The sequence below is a fragment of the Methyloversatilis sp. genome (assembly GCF_051861465.1).
In the GTDB taxonomy this organism is placed as follows: domain Bacteria; phylum Pseudomonadota; class Gammaproteobacteria; order Burkholderiales; family Rhodocyclaceae; genus Methyloversatilis.
The window spans coordinates 238,806-255,639 of sequence record NZ_JBHYCQ010000007.1 but is presented as its reverse complement, the minus strand read 5'-3'; the positions used below and the strand labels follow the sequence as shown (position 1 = coordinate 255,639).

Genomic DNA, 16,834 nt, shown 5'->3' with positions numbered 1-16,834 from the left:
GCTCCGTCGAAGCGATGACCGATCATAACCACGGCATGTAAACGGACGATGAAGCGGGTTTTTCTACAGCCTCAACGAACATGGTGGCGCCCGACCTTACTCGCAGGTCGGCTGCTGGTGTCGTCTGACACCGGCTTTTCTGCACGCCGCACTTCCTACCTGTTGACGACCATCCAGAATTGATCCACTCGCGGGGGTAAATTGCATCGAAATCCGACCAATTCTTATATGGCTACCTGCTGCATTTTTAGGCAGGGAGATCGACGCGCGCATAAACTGGTGGATCAGATTTAGATGAAATCGCCGGGTCAGTTTTACGTGGAAATCAACAGTCCGCACAGTACGAGCACACGATGATCATCATGAAGGGTGCGCCCATCGTCGTCACGCTGCACTGACGGCGTGCGAAGCCCCAATCCGCTGGTCTTGCCTCGAGTCCCCGCGGGTCAGTAGCGGCCTGCTTCAGAGCCGGGCGGGTCCTCGTGGGGTCCGGGTGGTGGGAGTCGGGGCTGCTGGGTCTGATGGGAGAGTCGCTGTCAGCGACTGCTCTCGGTCTCGGCGGACAACCGACCCGATGCCCGGCGGTTGCCAGTCCACATCGGGTTCGGTGCATCGACCTGCGATGGGTGCCGTCACCGGGTCCGTGCGACCTTCCGGTCCAGGAAGTCCAGGATTACCGGGCCGATCTCGTTCACGTGGGTCTCCAGCGCAAAGTGCCCGGTGTCGAAGAAGCGGACCTCCGCGTCAGGTACATCGCGCTTGAAGGCCTCGGCGCCTTCGTTCAGGAAGAACGGATCGTTCTTGCCCCAAACCGCGAGGACCGGCGGGCGGTGCTTGCGGAAGTAGGCCTGGAACTGCGGGTACTGGGCCACGTTGTCGGCGTAATCGAGGAACAGATCCAGCTGGATGTCTACATTTCCCGGGCGCGCTGTCAGCGCTGCATCCAGCAGGTAGCTGTCGGGCGCGACACGGCTCAGGTCCTTGACGCCGTGCGTGTACTGCCACTTGATCGCTTCCGGTGTCACGAACTGGCGCACCGCTTCACGGTTGGCGGGGGAGGGATCCTTCCAGTACCTCTGGATCGGGATCCATCCTTCGGCCAGGCCCACCTCATAGGCGTTGCCGTTCTGTGAAATCAGCGCGGTCACGCGTTCAGGACGGGCGGCGGCAAGACGCCAGCCGACCGGCGCGCCGTAGTCGAAGACCTGGAGCGCATAGCGCTCGAGGCCGAGCACGTTGGTGAAACCTTCCATCGTCTTCGCGAGCTGGTCGAAGGTGTACGTGTACTTGCCTTGCTCGGGTGCCTGGGTGAGACCGAAGCCAGGCATGTCCGGCGCGATCACGTGGTAGCGCTTCGCCAGCATCGGGATCAGGTCGCGGTACATGAACGACGAGGTGGGGAAGCCGTGCAGCAGCAGCACAGTGGGCGCGGCCGGATTGCCAGCCTGGCGGTAGAACACCTTGACGTTGTCGACCTGGGCGTAGTGGAACGTGACCGGCGGTGCGGCGGCGGCGCGATAGTCAGCGGCCTGGACGGCGCCGGTCGCGATGGCGCCTGCGGCGCCCGCTGCGGCGATGAGATGGTTGAGCTGCATGGCAATGATCCTCAGAGTGGGGAAGAAGGGCGGGGTCAAAAGGCACGACCCTTTGTACTTACGTTGTAACCTTAAAAACCGCAAATCAAGGTTACATCCTATGTTGTAACCTGTCAAATGTTGATTTGCAAGTTACACTCATCCTGAGTCCAAGCTGAGACCTGCCATGAGCGAACACAACATCGAAGAGACGGCACCGCGTCTGGTTGGCGATAACCTGGCGCTGGACTTCATCAACACGGAGTACGGGCTGGGGCCACTGCACCGTGAGGTGCTCTCAAGCGACCAGAGCGTGGTGGATTGGCTCAGGACCGTCGGGGCCTTGCCCGTAGAGCCGGAGCGGGTACCCCGGGGTCTGCTGGCGCTTGCGCGCGAGCTACGTGCAAGCGCGCGGGCCCTGGTGGAGGCTCGCCGAGTCGGCCGGTGGGCTGACCCGGCCGTCGTGAACCAGGTGCTGGCGCGCGGCCAGCGGCCCGCGGAGTTGCGGTGGGATGCGAGCGCCAAGGACTTCCGGATCGAAAGGCAAGCTGGAGCGCTCGATGCGCCCGGCTTGCTGCTCCCGGTGGCGGAAGCGCTCGCCCGGCTGCTAGTGGATGTCGATCCCACCCTCGTGCGTCAGTGCGAGGGTCACAACTGCACGCTGCTGTTCCAGGACATCACGAAGTCGCACCGACGACGCTGGTGCAGCATGGCCGTGTGCGGAAACCGGATGAAGGTTGCCGCTTTCAGAACTCGTCGTCATGCCGGGTGACGTCTCGACGGTTGAAGCCTCGAGCGATTCGAGGGCGTGTTGACGACCATCCAGAATTGACCCATTTGTGGGGGTGAATTGCATCGAAATCTGACCCACCCTTGATTGACTATCCTGCTGCATTTTTAGGCAGGGAGATCGACGCGCGCATAAACCGGTGGGTCAGATTTAGATGAAACCGCCGGGTCAGTTTTACGTGGTAATCAACAGTGGGCACATAAATTCAGTGCCTGCGCCAGAGTGGCCTGCGTGGGGCCGCCCAGTTGAGGTTCGTGCGCCGAGTCGGCGTTGGCGCGTTGCTCGGCAAGCCAGCGCACGGCTTCGTCGTGCTGGCCGAGGGCGAAATCGCGCGTGACACGCCCCCCGTTTTCCAGCGTAAGTTTCGCGCGCCACTTGCCGCGGTACTTGAAAGGTTTTGCTGTCTTAGCCACGGCGTCCTCCCGGTGTCTTTTGGGAGCGCGAGGCAGGGTAGATGCCTTTGAATTTTCGAAGGCAGGGTGCAGCGAAGGTGGGTGGTGCAGACACTGTCAGATTCCTCATCGCGGGTGGTTGATGAGGGGTCTTAGCCACAGCAGTTATATCTTCCGTGAGGCAGGCGGATGAATTCCTGTCGCACGGGTCGTTTTGGGAACTTGGTGGGTGCGATTTCTGCGGGAGACGATCGCTACCCGCTGCGCTACCAACATCGCTACCAAAGTGGGCCTGAAGCCGTAAACGACAAAGGCCTTCTTGCGAAGGCCTTCATTTTCAGCTGTGTGTTCTGGCTCCCCGACCTGGGCTCGAACCAGGGACCTACGGATTAACAGTCCGGCGCTCTACCGACTGAGCTATCGGGGAACAAAGAGGGCGCGATAATAGGTTGTGAGCCCGCGCGCGTCAAGCGATTGATACGTGACTTTCTTCGCGATGACTGGCCGCCACTTCGGTGCGCTATCGATTTATGATCGCGTCACCTGAAGGTCACATCAGCCTTCGCCGGAATTCCGACTTACCGCTCGCCCCAGGGCACGAGGCCAGCCTGCCAGCGCAGATCAATGAACGAAAACGCGGTATTCATCAAGACTGAGGCGGGCGAGGATGCGGTGTCGAAACGCACGATCGTCCAGCGCAACCTGCGTTCGGTGCTCATCATGATCGACGGGCGGACGCCGGTCGGCAATCTGGCCCAGCAATTCGGCGATTCGCTGATCGTTGAAGGTCTGGTCGGCGAGCTTGAACATCGGGGTCTGGTGCGCCGGGTGGACAACGCCCAGGTCGCGGAAGACGCGGACCGTTCCGAACTGTCGTCGATCATGGTCGATATCGAAGATCTGGTCAGTCAGCCGATCACGCCGGTCGCAGAGGACATCAGGCGGGCGCACGACCGGTCGTCGGCAAAGGAATCGCCGGTGCTGGATGAATTCGCGATGGCGATCCCCGAGCTGACGGCTCCAGCCGCGGTGGCTGCGGCGCCTGCGCCTCCGCCGCCGGCCGACAGCGATGACGTACGCGGCGCGATCCGACGCGCCATGATGACCGCCGGGGCGGATGCGGGTGTCGGCGACCGCGCGCCCGGGCCGGTGAGGCGGCTGTTCGACCTGTTCGCGGGACGGGTCAGCGGTGCCGACCGCAAGGGCCCGCCGAGTTCGCTCGCAAAGCGGCTTGTGGTCGGAAGCCTCTTGCTGGTCGTGCTGCTGGTCGGTTTGTTCTTCCTCTATCCGTACAGCAGGCATCTGCCGCACATGGAACAACTGGCAAGTGATTTGCTCGGTCAGCCGGTGCGCATCGCATCGGTGTCGCCCAGCATCTTTCCCGAACCTTCCATCGCGCTCGAAGGCCTGCGTGTCGGGGACAGCGGGCAACTGGATGTCGCGACCGTCAAACTCATCCCCCGGGTGTCGACGCTGCTGTCCGAACGCAAGGTCATGCGCGAAGTGCGCATCGAACGCGCGGGACTGAACATCGCCTTCCTGCCCGAACTGTCGAAGCGGCAGGACATCAACTGGGCATCGCGCTGGCTCAAGGTCGAGCACATCAGTGTCATCGATTCCAGCCTGCTGCTGCTCGACGGATCCATCGGCGACCTGAATGGCGCGCTGGACATCAACGAGGACGGCGCATTGACCCGGCTGTCCCTGGCCAGCGCGGACGGCCGACTCAAGATGCAGGGCAGCATCGAATCCGGTGCGTGGAATGTCGCGCTCACGGCCCTGGGCTGGCGTACGCCCGGCCAGCCGTCACTGCTGCTCGACGTTCTCGAAGCGACCGGCACGCTGAACAGCCAGCGTCTGCAGTTCGACAAGGTGGACGTCAAGCTTTATGGCGGTTACGCGGTGGGCAGCCTGTCCGTCGGGCTGGTCAGCCCGGCCGCCGTCGAAGCTGAAATGACCACGTCGCGCCTGGCCATCGCGGATTTGCTCAAGGTGTTTGCGCCCACGCTGCTGCTGACCGGAGACCTGTCTGCCGCGATCGCCATCCGAGGCGAGGGGGAAACGCTGGAAGGCCTGCGCCGTACGCTGCGTGCGTCGGGCAAGCTGGGCGTGCAGCGTGGGCAGATCGAACGCGTCGATCTCGTGCAGGCGGTGCGCATTCCGCGTGCGGATGGCGTGCGCGGTGGCAGCACGCGTTTCGATGAGCTCGAAGGCGACGTCGTGGCGGATGCCTCCGGCCTCAGCCTGACCGGTGCGACGATGTCGTCTGGATTGGTCGGTGCCCAGGGAGATCTCCGGCTGGCCGACGGCCTCATCAACGGCCGTCTGGACGTCAGCCTGCGCGGCAGCGCCACCACGGTACGCGCGCCGGTCAGCATCGAGGGCAAGTACGCCGATCCGATCGTGCGCCTGCGGCGGTGACGGATTCGTAGTCCGTTCGTGGCCCGTTTCGTCCTCGCGTCGCCCCCGATCGGCCGGCGCAGACGTGTACCGGGGTTTGCGTTCGATCAATCAACGCCGGTACCGGTGCCACAACCCTCGCTCCGGCTGCTATCGTGTGCAGGTGATGTGCCGTTTCAACAGATTCCTGCTGACCGTCCTGCTCGTGGTCGCGCTGCCGTTGCAAGGTGGCGTCGCCGCGGCAATGATGTGCTGCGTGCCGGTTCAGGCGCATGCGACGGCGACCGGGCACGACGCTTCGCCCGACGCACACGCGCTGCCTGCGCACTGCGTCGAATCGGCTGCCCTCGATGAGGGCGCTTCGCTGTCTCCCCAGCCTTGTTCCAATTGCGCCGCCTGCTGCATCGCAGGCGCGCTGACACCTGCCGCGCTCCCGCTGTGCGCAGACACCGCGTTCCACGAACGGCCATTGGCTGACCTCAGCGGCCCGTCGTCCTTCATCGCCGAAAGCGCGGAGCACCCACCCAGATCCGCCTCCGTCTGACGAAACCCTGAAGCCCGCATCCGGTGCGGGCATCGATTCACGTCCTGCGCGAGGCCATCATGTTTCACCCTTTTCCCATGGCGCTGCTCGTTTGTGCAGCGCTCGTTCCGACCGCCGCATGGCCGGCCGATCCAGCCGATCCGGCCGCACCCGTGCCGTCCGTCGGCTATCGCTCGACGATGGACAACTATCGCAGTCATGCCGCGGAACCGGTGGGTCCATGGCGTGACGCCAACGACCGGGTCGGACGGCAAGGCGGCGCACATGCACAGGGTGCGCACGTCGATCAGCCCGATCAGCCGGCAGATCGGCCCGCCGGCGATCCGCATGCGGGACATGCGGCGGCTGCCGGCGCCCCCGCAGACGCCGCGCCGTCGCACGACCACGGCACCCAAGACCAGGGGACGCATGACCATCGCGCCCACCCACCGGGGGCGCACGATCACCGCATGCATCAACGCAGGCCTTCAGCCGGTGCGGCCGGGAAGGGGCCGCGCACCTGCATGCACCACGACACCGCCGGGGGCGACGGCATGAAGCACCGGCACGATGCCTGTCCGATGAAGAAGGAGAGCGGCCATGCGCACCACTGATCCATCGCGCTGGCGCCTTCTGGCGCTCGCATCCTCTGCGCTGACGCTGCTCGCCGGGTGCGCCGGCTTCAGCCCCGACGGCGGCTTCGGCGCGGTTGAACAAACCGCGCGCGAACGACTGGGCAAGGAAGTGAAGTGGGCGCGCAGCGACGCGGACCGCGCCGAAGTTGCCGAACGCGTGGCCAGCCTGCTGGGCAAGCCGCTGACGGCGGACGATGCGGTGCAGCTTGCGCTGCTGAACAATCGTGGGCTGCAGGCGGGTTTCCACGATCTGGGCATCAGCGAAGCCGAGCTGGTGCGCGCCGGCAACCTGCCGAACCCGCATTTCTCGATGTTTCACGCCAGCAAGAAGGAAAACGGCGTGCGCGACTACAAGATCGAGCAGGCCATCACCTTCAACCTGTTTTCGCTGCTCACCGTGCCGAAGGCGCTCGAGGTCAACAGACGTCAGTTCGAACAGACCCAGCGCGCGGTATCGCTGCAGGTGCTGCGGCTGGCGGCCGATGTGCGGCGTGCGTGGACGCAGGCGGTCGCTGCCGGCGAAACGCTGCGCTACATGGAACAGGTGATGGATGCGGCCGACGCCGGTGCCGAACTGGCGCGCCGCATGCAGGCCGCAGGCAATTTCAGCGCACTGGCGCGGGCGCGCGAGCAGGGCTTCTACGCCGATGCCGCGCTGAATCTTGCCCGTGCGCAGCAGGCGCATCAGGCGGCGCGCGAGCGGCTGACCCGTCTGCTCGGGCTGTGGGGCGAGCAGACCGCGTTCAAGCTGCCCGAACGTCTGCCCGATCTGCCGACAGCGGCCCTTGATGCCCCCGATATCGAGCGTCAGGCGATGGCGTCGCGCATCGATCTGCAGATCGCGAAGCTCGACGCCGAAGCGACCGCGCGCAATCTCGGCCTGACGAAGACGACGCGTTTCATCGACGTACTCGAGATCGGCCCGGCGCGGGTGCTCGAGGGCCGGCGCGGCGAGTCGTACAAGAAGGGCTACGAGATCAGCTTCGAGTTGCCGCTGTTCGACTGGGGCAGCTCGCGCGTGGCACGCGCCGAGCATATTTATATGCAATCGCTCGAGCGGGTCGCCGACGCAGCCATCAACGCGCGCTCCGAAGTGCGCGAAGCCTATGGCGGCTATCGCTCCGCCTTCGACATTGCGCGCCACTATCGCGACGAAGTGGTGCCGCTCAGGAAGCGCATATCCGACGAAAACCTGCTGCGCTACAACGGCATGCTGATCGGTGTGTTCGAACTGCTGGCCGATGCCCGGTCGCAGGTCGCCAGCGTCAATGGCTACATCGAGGCCCTGCGCGACTTCTGGATCGCCCAGGCCGATCTCGACATGGCCCTGATCGGCAAGCCCGACCTTGCGGCGCCCGCATCATCCATCGCCGCCACAGCCGCCGGAGCCGGCCATTGAGCCCCGGGGCAGCGGCGTCACTGCGCGAGCGGCGAGAGTTTTGTGGGAGCGGCATCCTGTGGGAGCGGCGATCCACTGCTGGCCCTGCATGGCCAGCCGGCTCTGCGGGCGGCGAGCAGTGCTCGCCGAAACCCCCGCGCCGCCCTCGCCGCGATCGTGCCGCGATGGTCACATTTCAGCGTGCTGATCGCGGCGAGGCCGCCGCTCCCACAGGGCAGGTCCCACAGGAGTGCTCAAACAAGGTCCGCTCCACGGAGCCGCTTTCCGTTGCATCGAATTCGAAAGACACGACATGACTTCCCGCAGAGACTTCTTCATGAATGCAGGCATCGCAGGCGCCGCGGTGGCGGCCGCCTCGGTCAGCCGCGCGGCGCTTGCAGCGGTACCCGAACCGGTGATCGAAACGTCGGCCGACACTCGCGGCCCTCTGGCACCGCCCAACGGTCGCCCCTACAACCCGGTCGTCACGCTCAACGGCTGGACGCTGCCCTGGCGCATGAATGCCGGCGTCAAGGAATTCCACCTGGTGGCCGAACCGGTGGTGCGCGAAATGGCGCCCGGCTTCAAGGCCCATCTGTGGGGTTACAACGGCCAGTCGCCCGGCCCGACGATAGAAGTGGTCGAAGGCGACCGGGTGCGCATCTTCGTGACCAACCGCCTGCCCGAGCGCACCAGCGTGCACTGGCACGGCCAGCGCCTGCCCAACGGCATGGATGGCGTCAGCGGCCTGACCCAGCCGGCGATCCCGCCCGGCAAGACCTTTGTGTATGAATTCACCGCGCGCCGCCCCGGCACCTTCATGTACCACCCGCACGCCGACGAAATGACGCAGATGGCGATGGGCATGATGGGCTTCTGGGTGACGCACCCCAAAGGCCGTCATCCGCACATCGCCACGGTCGATCGCGACTACGTGTTCCTGCTCAACGCCTACGACGTCGACCCCGGCAGCTACACGCCGAAAACCATGACCATGCTCGATTTCAACCTGTGGTCGTGGAACAGCCGCATCTTCCCGGGCATCGCGCCGCTGGTGGCGCGGAAGAATGACCGCGTGCGCATCCGCATCGGCAACCTGACGATGACCAATCACCCGATCCACATCCACGGCCACGAATTCGAGGTGACCGGCACCGACGGCGGCCCGGTGCCGAAGTCGGCGCGCTGGCCGGAAGTGACCACCGATGTGGCGGTCGGGCAGATGCGGCAGATCGAATTCATCGCCGACGAGGAGGGCGACTGGGCGTTTCACTGCCACAAGAGCCATCACACGATGAATGCCATGGGCCACGACATCCCGAACCTGATCGGCGTCGATCACGAAGGGCTGGCGAACCGCATTTCGAATCTGGTGCCGGGTTACATGGCGATGGGCGAGCGCGGCATGGCCGACATGGCGGACATGAAGATGCCACTGCCGGAGAACACGGTGCCGATGATGACCGGCGACGGCCCGTTCGGATCGGTCGAAATGGGCGGCATGTTTTCGGTGTTCAAGGTCCGGCGCGACCAGAAGCCGGGCGATTACAGCGATCCGGGCTGGTATGCCCATCCGGCCGGCACGGTCGCGCACGAGGCAGGCGCCGGGACGCCGGCCGCGCCCAAGCCTGCTGGCGGACACGACCACGGCGCCTCGTCGATGCCGCTGCAACAGCCGCCGGCGAAGGACATCGAAGTCCAGGTGCGCAAGCCCGCGGGCGGCGCACACGACCACCACTGAAGGAGACATTCATGAATGCGACACGTCGCACACTGCTGAACGCACTCGGTCTGGCCGCATGGCTGCCTCTGGGCGCCCGGGCCGGCGACATCGACAAGCCCATGGTTGAAGTGTGGAAAAGTCCCACTTGCGGCTGCTGCAAGGACTGGGTGGCCCATCTGGAGGACAACGGCTTCATCGTGAAGACCGTCGACACCGGCAATCACGACATGCGCGCCCGGCTGGGCATGCCTGTGAAGTACGGTTCGTGCCATACGGCGCTCGCAGAAGGCTATGTGCTCGAAGGTCATGTGCCGGCGAGCGAAGTACGTCGCTTGCTGAAGGAAAGACCGCAGGCACTCGGACTGGCCGTGCCGGCCATGCCCATCGGATCGCCCGGCATGGACGGACCGGAATACAAGGGCCGCAAGGACCCCTACGACGTGCTGCTGGTGCAGCGCGACGGTGCTGCAAGCGTCTATCGCAGCTACCGTTGATGTGGGGCGAGCAGGTCAGTCCGGCGGGTAATCGGCGTCGGCCAGTGCTTCGCGGAACAGCGCTTCGTCCTGCACTGACTCGATGCGTACCAGCTTGCGTGCGATATCGATGTCTACGGTTGCCTTGACGTCGACTTCGGCAACCGCACTGCGGATGCGGCCGGCGCAGTGACCGCAGGTCATGTCCGGAACTGTGAATTCGATCATCTGAAACCCCCTGGAGCGAAATGAAAACCCCTGATGATGGACCTTTCCGGCACGGTCAGGTCAAGCGATGGCACCGCCGATGAAAAGCGCTTGACCTTGCCACCGTGTGAGGCTTGACACTGCCCGGCGTGATGGACTGGAGGAATCGAGGCAAGACATGGGCAAACCCGAAGGCGTGATGCCGCTGGAAACGGATCGGCCGTCATGGACGGTCGGCATCGAAGGCATGACGTGCGCGTCGTGCGCCACACGCGTCGAGAAGGCGATTGCGCGCGTGGCGGGCGTGGCATCTGCCAGCGTCAATCTGGCGACCGAGCAGCTGGCGGTGACCGGAGACGCATCGGTCACGCCGGAAGCGCTGCGTGACGCGGTGGCCAAGGCGGGCTATGCGGTGACGCAACAGCGCGTGCGGCTGAACATTGCCGGCATGACCTGCGCGTCCTGCGTCGCCCGGGTCGAAAAGGCGCTCGTGCGTGTGCCGGGGGTGCTTTCGGCCACCGTCAATCTGGCGACCGAGTCGGCCGAGGTGATCAGTCTTGCGCCGGATGTCGCCGCGTTTCAGGCAGCGGTCGCCCGTGCCGGCTATGAGGCGTCGCTGCCGACCGAGCACCCTGCGGCGGACGACCTCCCGACGCGCCTTCTTCCCGAGTGGTGGCCGGTCGCGCTGGCCATCGCGCTGTCGCTGCCGCTCGCGTTGCCGATGGTCGGCATGCTGTGGGGTGCGCACTGGATGCTGCCAGGCGGCCTGCAGTGGCTGCTCGCCACACCGGTGCAGTTCTGGCTCGGTGCCCGCTTCTACAGCGCCGGCGCACGGGCCCTGCGTGCCGGCAGCGGAAACATGGATCTGCTGGTCGCGCTGGGGACCTCGGCGGCCTACGGTCTGAGCGTCTACCTCTGGCTGACGGCGGAAGACGGCGCGATGCCGCATCTCTATTTCGAAGCGTCGGCCGTGGTGATCACGCTGGTGCTGCTGGGCAAGTGGCTGGAGACACGCGCCAAGCGGCAGACCACCGAGGCCATCCGCGCGCTCAACGCGCTGCGGCCCGATGTCGCGCGCGTGCGACGCGACGGCCGGGAGCTGGAGTTGCCACTCGCGCAGGTACGCGTCGACGACTGTGTCGTGATCCGGCCCGGCGAGCGTGTGCCGGTCGACGGCGAAGTGACCGAAGGCGCAAGTCAGGTGGACGAATCGCTGATCACCGGCGAAAGCCTTCCCGTGGCCAAACAGGTCGGCGACCCTGTCACCGGCGGTGCGGTCAATGGCGAAGGCCTGCTGATCGTGCGCACCGTGGCGATCGGCGCCGAAACCGTGCTGGCGCGCATCGTGCGCCTGGTCGAAAGTGCGCAGGCGAAGAAGGCACCGATACAGCGCCTGGTCGACCGGGTCAGCGCGGTGTTCGTGCCGGTCGTCATCGCGCTGGCCGCGCTGACTTTTGCCGGATGGATGCTGGCCGGCGCCGGCGTGCCGACTTCGCTGCTCAATGCCGTGGCCGTGCTGGTGATCGCGTGCCCGTGCGCGCTCGGGCTGGCGACGCCCACGGCCATCATGGTGGGCACCGGTGCGGCGGCGCGCCGCGGCATCCTGATCAAGGACGCCGAGGCGCTGGAGATCGCGCACCGCATCACCGTCGTCGCTTTCGACAAGACCGGCACGCTGACCGAAGGCCGTCCGGAACTGGTCGCCGTCGAACCGGCGTCCGGTACGCGTGAAGACCTGCTGTCGCTGGCTGCGTCGATACAGGCGGGCAGCGAACATCCGCTGGCGCGCGCCGTGCTGGCGGCCGCACAGCGAGACGGGGTCGTGCCGGACACGGCGGCGGGTGTGGCGGCGGTGGTCGGGCGCGGCATCGAAGCGCAGGTCGGCGGACGCGCCTTGCGTCTGGGCAGTACCCGATTCATGAATGAATTGCAGGTCGATACCGCGAAGCTGGCTGCGCGCGCCGCACAATTGCAGTCGCGGGGCTACACCGTGTCCTGGCTGGCCGATGTGGGTGACGCACCGCAGCTGATCGGTCTGCTCGCCTTCGGCGACACGGTGAAACCGTCGGCGCAGGCCGCGGTGCGCCGGCTGCAGGCGGCCGGCGTGCGCACCGTGCTGGTCAGCGGCGACAACCGTGGCGCGGCTGCCGCCGTGGCCGCGGCGCTCGGCATCGACGAGGTGCATGCCGAGGTGCTGCCGGAGCACAAGGCGGACGTGATGGCCGAACTGAGGCAGGGCGGCGCCGTGGTCGCCATGGTGGGTGACGGCATCAACGATGCGCCGGCCCTGGCGGCGGCCGATGTCGGCATCGCGATGTCCACCGGCACCGATGTGGCGATGGCCGCGGCCGGCATCACGCTGATGCATGGCGACCCCGCGCGCGTCGCGGACGCCATCGACATCTCGCGCCGCACCTGGGCGAAGATCCGGCAGAACCTCTTCTGGGCCTTCGCGTACAACGTGGTCGGCATTCCGCTCGCCGCGTTCGGGCTGCTCAATCCGGTCATTGCCGGCGCCGCCATGGCGTTCAGCAGCGCCAGCGTGGTCGGCAATGCGTTGCTGTTGCGGCGCTGGAAAGGCGGTGCTTCATGAGTGGCACGTTCAACATCGGCGAGGTGGCGGCGCGCTCCGGGGTGTCCGCCCGGATGGTGCGGCACTACGAGGCGCTCGGCCTGCTGCCGGCGGTCGCCCGTTCCGAGACCGGATACCGCAAGTACGGCGAACGCGAGGTGCATCTGCTGCGCTTCATCCGACGCGCGCGCGACCTGGGCTTCAGCATGAAGGAGATCGCGGATCTGCTGGCGCTCTGGCTGGCGCCGGACCGCGCCAGCGCCGATGTGAAGCAGATCGCGCTGACGCATGTGGCCGATCTCGAACGCCGCATTTCGGAAATGACTGCAATGAAAGGAGCGCTGACGCTGCTGGCAGATTGTTGTCGAGGCGATGACCGGCCGGATTGCCCCATCCTCGACGGCCTCGCCGGTTAGATCTGGCGGCATCGCGTGCTCGCGCGTGCCGATCAGGTCACCCGCGCTGCCGATGCGGAACACCTTCCGGTGTCGGCAGGCCTCGACTTGAGCGCCATCAAGCGGCTGAGGTCGGCCTGCGTCATACTTTGCGATTTCGCCGACGCTCAACCCGCAAAGGTCCTCGCACGATGTCCGACAGCCAGGCGCTTCTCGAATCACGCCATTTCCTGACCCGATCCGTTCCGCTGTTCAGCCCGCTCAACTGGCTGGTTGCCGGCTGGCGCGATTTCCTGCGCTGTCCGCTGCCCGGCCTGCTGCACGGCGTTCTGGTGGCCGTATTCGGCGCCTCGCTGTGCTGGTGGATTCCGGATCGCTTCTGGCTGCTCGGTGGCGCCTTCACCGGCTTCCTGCTGGTGGCGCCGGTCATCGCGACCGGGCTGTATGCCATCAGTCGTGCGCTGGAGCGGGGCGAGTCGGCGGATCTGTCCACGGCGCTGACGGTGTGGAAGCCGCGTGATGGGCGCATGGTGACTTTCGGCCTTCTGCTTGCGCTCGCCGGCACCGGCTGGGTGCTGACGTCGGCTGCGCTGATCTGGTCATTCGCGGCTGCGCCGGTGGTCACCCCGGAAGACTTCCTGCATGTCGTCGTGCTTGCAGAGCACGGCTGGCTGTTCGAAGCCTGGCTGCTGCTGGGTGGTCTGCTCGCCGCGCCGCTGTTCGCCTCCAGCGTGGTGGCGATCCCGCTGCTGCTCGACCGGCAGATCGGCGTGCTCGGCGCGGTGCTGACCAGCTGGCGCGTGGTAATGGCCAATCCGGCACCGCTGGCGCTGTGGGGAGCGGCGATCGCGTTCTTCACGCTGTTCGGCATGGCGACCGGCCTGCTGGCGATGCCGGTGGTCATCCCGCTGCTCGGGCACGCAAGCTGGCATGCCTACCGCGAACTGGTGGGCAGTGTCGTGTCGCCTGCGGGCTGAAGGGCGATCCGATCATGTCCGGCATCACCGAAGAACAATTCGCGCAGTTCGGGCTGACCTTCGGCATCACGGCGTTCATGCTGTACATGCTGTTCATCCTGCTGCAACTGGCGCGGGAATCGAAGGCAGGGCGCTTCGGCACCTTCGTCATCCTGCTGGGCCTCGGCCTGGGCATGATGGGATTCGTCGCCAAGTTCGTCATCAAGTGGATTCTCGACAGCTGATCACCGGTACCTGCCAGCCATGAATGACGCGTCGGCCTCGTCCGGCCTGAGCGAAGCGGAAGTGGCGGTGCGCCGCGCGCGGGACGGCTGGAACGAGCTCGCAGCCGACCGCACGCGCGGCATTCCGGACATCGTGCTCGAAGTGGCCCGCGAACCGATGTTCCTGCTGATGCTCGGTGCCGGCGCGCTCTACCTGCTGATCGGCGACCCGCAGGAAGCGCTCGTGCTGCTCGGCTTCGTACTGGTCATCATCGCGGTGACGGTGGTGCAGCAGCGGCGCACCGAAACCGCACTGGCGGCCCTGCGCGACCTGTCGAGCCCACGAGCGCTGGTGCTGCGCGGCGGCAAGGTGATGCGGGTGGCCGGGCGCGAAGTGGTGGTGGGTGACCGCATGCTGCTGAACGAGGGCGACCGCGTGCCGGCCGACGGTGTCGTGCTGTCGGCGCACGACTTCACGCTCGATGAATCGATGCTGACCGGCGAGTCGGTGGCGGTGGCCAGGCTGCCGGTCGCGGGCGGCCCGGCGTTGCCGGTGTTCGCCGGCACGCTGGTGGTCAGCGGTCAGGCGACGGTCGAAGTGAGCGCCATCGGCAATGCGACCGAATTGGGCAAGATAGGCAAGTCGCTCGGCGCGATCAGCAGTGGCGCGTCGCCCTTGCAGATCGAACTGGCGAAGCTCGCGCGCAGGCTGGCGGTGATCGGCGGTGTGCTGTGCGTGCTGCTCGCACTGCTCTACGCCATGCTGCGCGGCGGCTGGCTCGACGGCCTGCTGGCCGGCATCACGCTCGCCATGGGCGTGCTGCCGCAGGAGTTTCCGGTCATCCTCATCGTGTTCCTCGCCTTCGGTGCCCGCCGCATCGCTGCGCACGGCGTGCTGACGCGGCGTCTCCCGGCGATCGAAACGCTGGGCCAGACCACGGTGCTGTGCGTCGACAAGACCGGCACCTTGACGCGCAACCGCATGGCGGTGGCTGCACTGGTCGCCGGTGACGATACGCTGCATCTCGATGCCGGCCAGCCGCTGGCCGAACTGCCGGAAACGTTTCACCGGCTGCTCGAATACGCGGTCCTGGCGAGCGAAACCGATCCGCACGATCCGATGGAAAAAGCCTTTCTGAGCCTTGCCGACGCGCATCTGTCGAATACCGAACATCTGCACCCGGACTGGCGCCTGGCGCGCGAGTACGAGTTGTCGCCCGATCTGCTGGCGATGTCGCATCTGTGGCAGGTGCCGGACAGCGCACGCAGCGAGGTCGCCTCGAAGGGCGCGCCCGAGGCGATCGCCGACCTGTGCCACCTGTCGCCCGAGGCGCGCGCACACGTGTCGCAGCAGGCCGGCGCGCTGGCCGACCGCGGGCTGCGCGTGCTGGCGGTGGCGCATGCACTGCATCCGGGCAGCGAGGCGCCGGCGATCCAGCACGATTTCGAGTTCCGCTTCATCGGCCTGATCGGGCTGGCCGATCCGCTGCGCGACGGCGTGCCCGCAGCGGTGGCCGAATGCCGCGCGGCGGGCGTGCGTGTCGTCATGATCACCGGCGACCACCCGCGCACCGCGCAGGCCATCGCCGCTCAGGCCGGCATCGAAGGTTCGCGTGTGCTGACCGGTCCGGAACTGGCGGCCATGGACGACGCTGCCTTTGCCGCAGCGGCGGCGCAGGGCGGCGTGTTCGCGCGCGTCAGTCCGCAGCAGAAGCTGGCCCTGGTCGAGGCGCTGAAGGCGCGCGGCGACATCGTCGCGATGACGGGCGACGGCGTGAATGACGCGCCGGCGCTGAAGGCGGCGCACATTGGCATCGCGATGGGCCGGCGCGGGACCGACGTGGCGCGCGAGGCGGCCGATCTGGTGCTGGTGGAAGACGACTTCGCCGCACTGGTGCACGCCATCCGGCTTGGCCGGCGCATCTTCCGCAACCTGCGACATGCAATGACTTACACCCTGGCGGTGCATGTGCCCATCATCGCGCTGGCCACCGCGCCGGTGCTGTTCGGCTGGCCGCTGGTGCTGGCACCGGCCCACATCGCCTTCCTCGAACTGGTGATCGACCCCTCGTGTTCGGTGGTGTTCGAATCCGACGAGGCGGATGCAGGCGTGATGCACGAGCCGCCGCGTCCGGGCAGTGACCCGTTGCTGCCGTCCGCCCGCCTCTGGACCAGCCTGCTGCTCGGCGCCGTGACGTCAGCGGTCGTGCTCGCGGTGCACGCGTTTGCGCGCGCGCAGGGCTTCGACCCGTCCGTGGTCCGCACCTGGGTATTCATCGCGCTGGTGAGCAGCGGCATCGCGCTCATCTTCTGCGCCCGCACCCACGGTGGCGCCTGGCTGGATGCGCTGCGCGGCACCGCACCGGTGGCGCGCGGCATCATCGCCGCCACGGTGCTTGCGCTGCTCGCCGTGACCAGCGTGCCGTGGCTGGCGGCGCAGTTCGGCTTCACGCCGCTGGCGCCGGCCCACTGGCTGGCCGCCTGCGCACTCGGTCTTGCGAGTTTCGTGCCGCTGCAAGTTGTGAAGCGCGTGATGCCGGGCGAAAAAAAACCCGGCACAACGGCCGGGTTTTGAACAACGAGGGTCAGGCA

The 16,834-nt window shown here is 66.4% G+C and carries 14 protein-coding genes and 1 tRNA gene; 10 read left to right on the top strand and 5 right to left on the bottom strand.

What is annotated here, in order from left to right:
• Positions 1-632: 632 nt before the first annotated feature.
• The gene (locus ACTIFF_RS12500; RefSeq protein ID WP_439537116.1) at positions 633-1,595 is read right to left on the bottom strand and encodes an alpha/beta fold hydrolase; all 963 of its coding nucleotides are present in this window, start codon (positions 1,593-1,595) and stop codon (positions 633-635) included.
• A 166-nt stretch (positions 1,596-1,761) separates the two neighbouring features.
• On the opposite strand from ACTIFF_RS12500, the gene ACTIFF_RS12495 reads away from it, so the two are divergent.
• Entirely contained in the window at positions 1,762-2,346 is a 585-nt protein-coding gene (locus ACTIFF_RS12495; RefSeq protein WP_439537115.1) for a CGNR zinc finger domain-containing protein, read from the top strand.
• Positions 2,347-2,549: 203 nt separating this feature from the next.
• On the opposite strand, the gene ACTIFF_RS12490 is transcribed toward ACTIFF_RS12495, so the two are convergent.
• On the bottom strand, positions 2,550-2,777 hold the full coding sequence (locus ACTIFF_RS12490; RefSeq protein WP_439537114.1) for a hypothetical protein: 228 nt from the start codon (positions 2,775-2,777) through the stop codon (positions 2,550-2,552).
• Between the two features lie 330 nt (positions 2,778-3,107).
• A tRNA-Asn gene (locus tag ACTIFF_RS12485) sits at positions 3,108-3,183 on the bottom strand.
• A gap of 197 nt (positions 3,184-3,380) precedes the next feature.
• On the opposite strand from ACTIFF_RS12485, the gene ACTIFF_RS12480 reads away from it, so the two are divergent.
• Entirely contained in the window at positions 3,381-5,177 is a 1,797-nt protein-coding gene (locus tag ACTIFF_RS12480; protein ID WP_439537113.1) for an AsmA-like C-terminal region-containing protein, read from the top strand.
• Positions 5,178-5,420: 243 nt separating this feature from the next.
• Here ACTIFF_RS12480 and ACTIFF_RS12475 read toward each other — a convergent pair whose 3' ends face one another.
• Positions 5,421-6,155: a hypothetical protein gene (locus ACTIFF_RS12475; RefSeq protein ID WP_439537112.1), complete on the bottom strand. Its 735-nt coding sequence runs from the start codon at positions 6,153-6,155 to the stop codon at positions 5,421-5,423.
• Between the two features lie 124 nt (positions 6,156-6,279).
• Here ACTIFF_RS12475 and ACTIFF_RS12470 point away from each other — a divergent pair, with 124 nt between their 5' ends.
• The 3 genes from ACTIFF_RS12470 (at position 6,280) to ACTIFF_RS12460 (ending at position 9,909) form a co-directional block, all read left to right on the top strand.
• Positions 6,280-7,713: a TolC family protein gene (locus tag ACTIFF_RS12470; RefSeq protein WP_439537111.1), complete on the top strand. Its 1,434-nt coding sequence runs from the start codon at positions 6,280-6,282 to the stop codon at positions 7,711-7,713.
• Between the two features lie 292 nt (positions 7,714-8,005).
• Entirely contained in the window at positions 8,006-9,433 is a 1,428-nt protein-coding gene (locus ACTIFF_RS12465; RefSeq protein ID WP_439537110.1) for a multicopper oxidase family protein, read from the top strand.
• A gap of 11 nt (positions 9,434-9,444) precedes the next feature.
• Positions 9,445-9,909 (top strand): DUF411 domain-containing protein, encoded by a 465-nt coding sequence (locus tag ACTIFF_RS12460; RefSeq protein WP_439537109.1) that lies wholly within the window; start codon positions 9,445-9,447, stop codon positions 9,907-9,909.
• 15 nt (positions 9,910-9,924) lie between these two features.
• Here ACTIFF_RS12460 and ACTIFF_RS12455 read toward each other — a convergent pair whose 3' ends face one another.
• Positions 9,925-10,116: a heavy-metal-associated domain-containing protein gene (locus ACTIFF_RS12455; protein WP_306476847.1), complete on the bottom strand. Its 192-nt coding sequence runs from the start codon at positions 10,114-10,116 to the stop codon at positions 9,925-9,927.
• Positions 10,117-10,273: 157 nt separating this feature from the next.
• Between ACTIFF_RS12455 and ACTIFF_RS12450 the strand changes: the two genes are divergently transcribed.
• The 5 genes from ACTIFF_RS12450 to ACTIFF_RS12430 all read left to right on the top strand — a co-directional run bounded on the left by ACTIFF_RS12450 (position 10,274) and on the right by ACTIFF_RS12430 (position 16,817).
• Positions 10,274-12,688, top strand: a complete 2,415-nt coding sequence (locus ACTIFF_RS12450) for a heavy metal translocating P-type ATPase (protein WP_439537108.1) — start codon at positions 10,274-10,276, stop codon at positions 12,686-12,688.
• Entirely contained in the window at positions 12,685-13,083 is a 399-nt protein-coding gene (gene cueR, locus ACTIFF_RS12445; protein WP_439537107.1) for a Cu(I)-responsive transcriptional regulator, read from the top strand. The genes ACTIFF_RS12450 and cueR overlap by 4 nt, the downstream gene beginning before the upstream one ends.
• 170 nt (positions 13,084-13,253) lie before the next feature.
• Positions 13,254-14,039 (top strand): DUF2189 domain-containing protein, encoded by a 786-nt coding sequence (locus ACTIFF_RS12440; protein WP_439537106.1) that lies wholly within the window; start codon positions 13,254-13,256, stop codon positions 14,037-14,039.
• A 14-nt stretch (positions 14,040-14,053) separates the two neighbouring features.
• On the top strand, positions 14,054-14,263 hold the full coding sequence (locus tag ACTIFF_RS12435) for a DUF2788 domain-containing protein (RefSeq protein WP_306476843.1): 210 nt from the start codon (positions 14,054-14,056) through the stop codon (positions 14,261-14,263).
• A gap of 19 nt (positions 14,264-14,282) precedes the next feature.
• The gene (locus ACTIFF_RS12430) at positions 14,283-16,817 is read left to right on the top strand and encodes a cation-translocating P-type ATPase (RefSeq protein WP_439537105.1); all 2,535 of its coding nucleotides are present in this window, start codon (positions 14,283-14,285) and stop codon (positions 16,815-16,817) included.
• The last annotated feature ends 17 nt before the right edge of the window (positions 16,818-16,834 follow it).

Coding starts and splice junctions, on each gene's coding strand:
- ACTIFF_RS12500 (WP_439537116.1), bottom strand. CDS start 1,595: ATGCAGCTCAACCATCTCATCGCCGCAGCGGGCGCCGCAGGCGCCATC.
- ACTIFF_RS12495 (WP_439537115.1), top strand. CDS start 1,762: ATGAGCGAACACAACATCGAAGAGACGGCACCGCGTCTGGTTGGCGAT.
- ACTIFF_RS12480 (WP_439537113.1), top strand. CDS start 3,381: ATGAACGAAAACGCGGTATTCATCAAGACTGAGGCGGGCGAGGATGCG.
- ACTIFF_RS12475 (WP_439537112.1), bottom strand. CDS start 6,155: ATGCATGCGGTGATCGTGCGCCCCCGGTGGGTGGGCGCGATGGTCATG.
- ACTIFF_RS12470 (WP_439537111.1), top strand. CDS start 6,280: ATGCGCACCACTGATCCATCGCGCTGGCGCCTTCTGGCGCTCGCATCC.
- ACTIFF_RS12465 (WP_439537110.1), top strand. CDS start 8,006: ATGACTTCCCGCAGAGACTTCTTCATGAATGCAGGCATCGCAGGCGCC.
- ACTIFF_RS12460 (WP_439537109.1), top strand. CDS start 9,445: ATGAATGCGACACGTCGCACACTGCTGAACGCACTCGGTCTGGCCGCA.
- ACTIFF_RS12455 (WP_306476847.1), bottom strand. CDS start 10,116: ATGATCGAATTCACAGTTCCGGACATGACCTGCGGTCACTGCGCCGGC.
- ACTIFF_RS12450 (WP_439537108.1), top strand. CDS start 10,274: ATGGGCAAACCCGAAGGCGTGATGCCGCTGGAAACGGATCGGCCGTCA.
- cueR (WP_439537107.1), top strand. CDS start 12,685: ATGAGTGGCACGTTCAACATCGGCGAGGTGGCGGCGCGCTCCGGGGTG.
- ACTIFF_RS12440 (WP_439537106.1), top strand. CDS start 13,254: ATGTCCGACAGCCAGGCGCTTCTCGAATCACGCCATTTCCTGACCCGA.
- ACTIFF_RS12435 (WP_306476843.1), top strand. CDS start 14,054: ATGTCCGGCATCACCGAAGAACAATTCGCGCAGTTCGGGCTGACCTTC.
- ACTIFF_RS12430 (WP_439537105.1), top strand. CDS start 14,283: ATGAATGACGCGTCGGCCTCGTCCGGCCTGAGCGAAGCGGAAGTGGCG.